2 protein-coding genes are annotated in these 5231 nt (G+C 47.2%); one reads left to right on the top strand and one right to left on the bottom strand.

Annotated elements, in window-relative coordinates:
- Positions 1-288: 288 nt before the first annotated feature.
- Complete coding sequence (locus tag ACUVJL_RS20745) at positions 289-1623, bottom strand: hypothetical protein (RefSeq protein WP_445247561.1); 1335 nt, start codon at positions 1621-1623, stop codon at positions 289-291.
- A 303-nt stretch (positions 1624-1926) separates the two neighbouring features.
- Here ACUVJL_RS20745 and ACUVJL_RS20740 point away from each other — a divergent pair.
- Positions 1927-5231: tetratricopeptide repeat protein (locus tag ACUVJL_RS20740; RefSeq protein ID WP_445247560.1), on the top strand; the 3305-nt coding region annotated here is incomplete at its 3' end.

The raw sequence follows: 5231 nt of genomic DNA, 5'->3' as shown, positions 1-5231 counted from the left end.
GGGGCATGGGGCATTTTTAGCTGTTGACGGTTGACGGTTGACGGTTGACGGTTGACTGTTAACTAATGACTAAGGATCGCGAATTAAATAACTTACAATTTTAATTGTTATTGTGGGATGGGCGTCCCGCCCGTCCTTTTTGGACGGGCGGGACGCCCATCCCACAATAACAATTAAAATTGTAAGTTATTTAATTCGCGATCCTTAGTCATTAGTTAACAGTCAACCGTCAACCGTCAACCGTCAACCGTCAACAGCTAAAAATGCCCCATGCCCCATGCCCAATCTTTAATTCTTTTGCCATTCTTGCTGTTTCTTGCGAGCAGATTGCAGCCATTTTTGGGATTCGGGATAAACAGTTGTCCCGGGTTTGACAGATTCTAATTGATTGATAATTTGTTGCAACTGGCTGAGGGATTTACCGGGATTTTGAGAATTCACATCATTTTGCAAGTTGGCCAACAAGCTTTTAGCTTCTTGCAAAGCTTTTGCAGAATCTTTTTCTGCTTCCAGTCTAATCTGGGTAATTCCTAAATTTTTTTGATATTCAGCGAGTTTGGTTTGAGCGTCGAGATAGCCAGGGTTATCGACTGGAATCAATTTCAGTCTGTTAATACCTTCTTGCCACAATTCTGCTATTTGCTCCCACTGTGCGGCGGGATGTGGCGGTTTTTTGGCGGCGACGGCGGCGGAGAGAGCAAATTCTTTGGCAGCTTCAATTAAGTTGTCAGCCTGCACAGAACCGGTGGCGACGCCGCCCATTGCTTGAAAGTCTCTTTCTGCTGCTTTGAGTGTTTTCTTAGCCGTTTCTCCCGCGAGGGTTTCGGCGGGAATTTGATTGAGTTGGTCGATCGCACTTTGCCAATTTACCGTCGCTTTTTGTCTATCCGCAGCGGTTTTGGCTTGCTGATACTGCTGTTTCGCCGCGTTGAGAGTTTGTTCGACTTGATTTAACTGAGTAAAAGCATTTTTTTGCTGGAAAATCTGAGCCTCCATCCGCCCGACATTTTTGCGGGCGGCTTGAAATTCATCGACTGTAAACCGCCAACTGCAGCCGAAAAAAGAGCAGTAGGTTTGTGGATAATAACCTAAAAACCAAACTGGCAAGGCGTCGAGGTGTTTTTGGGCTTGTTTTGCTTTAATTTCGCCCAAGTCAAAATCAGCGACAGCCGTGGCTTTATTCACCAGTTGATCGGATTGTTCCACAAGGGCGATCGCCTGCCGGTAATTGTGATCCATACTCCTAAAACTCGGCAGCAACAATATCGGCATTGTTTTGGCCACGGGCAAGCGAATCAGGGGAAAAGGTAGGTTAATCAGCCAAATTATCCCTGCAGCACTTCCCAGCAAACTCCCAGCAAAGATGATTTTACCGAACAATCCGGGCGGGCGGTTGGCTTTGACGGCAGCTTTGAGAGCTTGTTCGCTGAAGTTGGGAAATTCGTCTTTGAAGGTATCGCGGATTTCTTCTGTTGAGGCGAAAGTGCCATTTTGCGATCGTAACTTCTCCAACCGCTTGATTACCATCCGTCGGTACACTTCACCGGCTACAGTATCAGCGGCCGCGCACTTGTCAACTTCGGCCCGCAAAATTTCAAAAGCTCGATCGGTAAGACGCGCCATAAAACTCACCTATTCCCTTTTAATTATTTTACACTACGACATAAACCAAAGAAACCGGGTTTTTCGTAGTTTTAGGCAGTGTATCGATATTCTCGGAAAAAACCCGGTTTCTGCCTCCACCGAAAATCCAAGAAACCGGGTTTTTGCCCAAATCACCGACTGTAACTAAGGATTCTCGGAAAAACCCGGTTTCTCGCCACCCCGCACATCCAAGCGAAAAAAACTTGGCATCGCCAGCCCAAAACAGATGAGTTTCACCGATAATAAATTAATGGATCGCACCATCCCAAACCCCAAATCGCAATGAACTCAGAACGCGAACAAGCCTATCTCAACCTGATAAATCAACTGCTAACCTGTCCCAGCGGCGAAGAAGCGGAGATATTGAAAACTCACCCGGAATTGCTGGATGATGCCTTGGTGGCGGCAATGCTAGAAGAGGCTGATAATCTCAGAGAACAAGGCGGATTAAAAATCGCTGATTGGTTGAAAAATTTTGCAGGGCTACTGGGTAAGGTGGATGGCGATTTTCTAGCGGGAATTGGACTGAAATCGGAAGCAGACAGACTGTTTTATCAAGGCAATCGGCAGTATGAAATCAGTCAATTTCGAGAAGCTTTGCCGTCTTGGGAACAGGGATTAACTATCTATCAGAAAATCGGAAATCGCCAAGGAAAAGCTGAGTCCCTGGGCAATTTGGGCTTAGCTTACCAATCCCTAGGGCAATACCACAGGGCGATCGAATTTCACCAACAGTCTTTAGAGATTTCACGGGAAATCGGATTCGGATATCGCGTAGGAGAAGCTGCTTCCCTCGGCAATTTGGGCTTAGCTTACAAATCCCTAGGGCAATACCACAGGGCGATCGAATTTCACCAACAGTCTTTAGAGATTTCACGAGAAATCGGATATAGCGATGGAGAAGCTAATTCCCTCGGCAATTTGGGCTTAGCTTACAATTCCCTAGGGCAATTTGACAGGGCGATCAAATTTCACGAACGGTTATTAGAAATTTCACGGGAAATCGGATCTCGCCAAGGAGAAGCTCGTGCCCTCGGCTATTTGGGCTTAGCTTACGATTCCCTAGGGCAATACGACAAGGCGATCGAATTTTATGAATGTCAATTAGAGATTTCACGGGAAATCGGAGATCGCGTGGGAGAAGCTGCTTCCCTCGGCAGTTTGGGTTTAGCTTACAAATCCCTAGGGCAATACCACAAGGCGATCGAATTTCACCAACAGTCTTTAGAGATTGCACAGGAAATCGGATATCGCCAAGGAGAAGCTGATTCCCTCGGCAGTTTGGGCTCAGCTTACGATTCCCTAGGGCAATACCACAGGGCGATCGAATTTCACCAACAGTCTTTAGAGATTTCACGGGAAATCGGAAATCGCCAAGGAGAAGCTATTTCCCTCGGAAATTTGGCCTCAGCTTACCAATCCCTAGGGCAATTCCAGCGGGCGATCGAATTTCACCAACAGTCTTTAGAGATTTCACGGGAAATCGGATATCGCCAAGGAGAAGCTAATTCCCTCAGCAATTTGGGCAATGCTTACTATTCCCTAGGGCAATTCCACATGGCGATCGAATTTCACCAACAGTCTTTAGAGATTTCACGAGAAATCGGATATCGACGAGGAGAAGCTGTTTGCCTCGGTAGTTTGGGCATTGCTTACCAATCCCTAGGACAATACCACAGGGCGATCGAATTTCACCAACAGTATTTAGAGATTTCACGGGAAATCGGAGAGCGCGTGGGAGAGTCAATGTCTCTCAACAATTTGGGCTCTACTTTCCTCAAAATTAATCAACTTGCTGAAGCTGAAACAGCACTTCGTGCTTCGATCGCAATTCATGAAACTCTGCGTTCTGAATTGGTAAGTAATGACCACAAAGCCTCAATCTTTGAAACCCAAATATCTGCCTATCGCCTGCTGCAAAAAGTCCTAGTCGCCCAATCTAAATTTGATGAAGCCTTAGAAATATCAGAAATGTCGCGCACCCGTGCCTTCGTCGAGTTATGGCGACAAACCTTATTAACAACCCCCCCTCAGTCGCCCCCTTATCAAGGGGAGGAAGAAGAGTTATCTCAATTCCTCCCTCTTAAGCCCCCCCTTAGCAAGGGGGGGTTATCAAGATTTGAGGAAGAAGCAAACCTCTCAAGGCCCCCCCTTAGCAAGGGGGGGCTGGGGGGGTTATCCATCCCCAAAATCCAACAAATCGCCCGCGACAGAAACTCCACAATAGTTGAATATTCGATTGTCAATCCAGAAATTTACATCTGGGTAATCCAACCAAACGGGAACATCACCCATCGCGCCGCCAACCTCGAACCCCTCAACCAACAAAACCAAACCCTCAAACAAATCATCCTCAAAGCCCGCGTCTCCATCGGCACCGTAGAAACCGACGACCAAGGCAACAAAATTCAGCTAGAATCCCAGTCCAAACGAGACGAAACAGGCCGCTTTCCCCTATTGCAACTCCTCCATCAAATTCTGATCGAACCCATCATCGACTTGCTACCCACCGATGCCAATTCCCCCATCATCTTCGTCCCCCACTACGACTTATTTTTAGTACCCTTCGGCGCCTTGCAAGATAGCAACAACCGCTACCTAATCGAAAATCATACCATCCTCACCAGCCCATCCATCCAAGTATTAGAAATCACCCGCCAACATCAAAACCGAGAACGAGGATTGAGACAAGCCGCCCTAATTGTCGGCGACCCAACCATCGCCCCAAAATTTAAGGAAAACCCCTACAAACTCCGACAAATCCCCAGGGCAAAAGAAGCCGCAGAAGCCATTGCCGCAACTTTAGGAACCGAAGCAATTAGCGGAGAAAATGCCACAAAACTCGCCATTTTAGAGAGGATGCTAAACACCCGCATCGTCCATTTATCCGCCCACGGGCTCCTCGACGATTTCCAAGGTTCCGGCATTCCCGGCGCGATAATTTTAGCACCATCAGGAGACACCGACGACGGCGCACTTAACGCCACAGAAATCCTGCAATTAAGACTCGATTCCGAACTCGTAGTTTTAAGCGCGTGCAGCACCGGAGGCGGTAAAATCACCGGAGATGGAGTCATCGGATTGTCGCGCTGCTTCATCCTCGCCGGAGTCCCCAGCATTATCGTTTCCCTGTGGGATATGGGCGTGCTACCAGCCAAGTTGCTAATGACAGAATTCTACGAAAATTTAGCACGGGGCGACAATCGAGCCGCCGCCTTGCGGTGTGCTATGCTAACAACAAAAGCTCGATTTCGGACTCCCCTAGATTGGGCAGCATTTACCCTAATTGGGGAAACAGAAACTTTACCGCTATCAACTGAAAAAAAAGATTTAAGGAGATTAGTCATGTCACTTCCCGATGATGCAACACCCAAACAAATTGTTGCGGGTTTAAGTAAGTTATTGAAAATATCCGAGCCGCAGCTATTTGCCGAACATTTATCAGCGCTTGATGTTAGTTCGACAGATAATATCAATATTATCGCTCAAAAAATTAAGGATTGGTGCGAAACCAGACCTGAAATTGAAGAAAATTTAGAAGGCAAAATTTATCGGGCGGGTGCGGGCGGCGGTGATAGCGATGCACC

The organism is Microcoleus sp. OTE_8_concoct_300, assembly GCF_031383065.1.
Taxonomy (GTDB): Bacteria; Cyanobacteriota; Cyanobacteriia; order Cyanobacteriales; family Microcoleaceae; genus Microcoleus.
The sequence above is the reverse complement of the archived record's forward strand: the minus strand, read 5'-3'. Positions and strand labels throughout refer to the sequence as shown.

Excerpts from the sequence above, each read along its gene's own strand:
- ACUVJL_RS20745 (WP_445247561.1), bottom strand. The coding sequence starts at position 1,623 with ATGGCGCGTCTTACCGATCGAGCTTTTGAAATTTTGCGGGCCGAAGTT.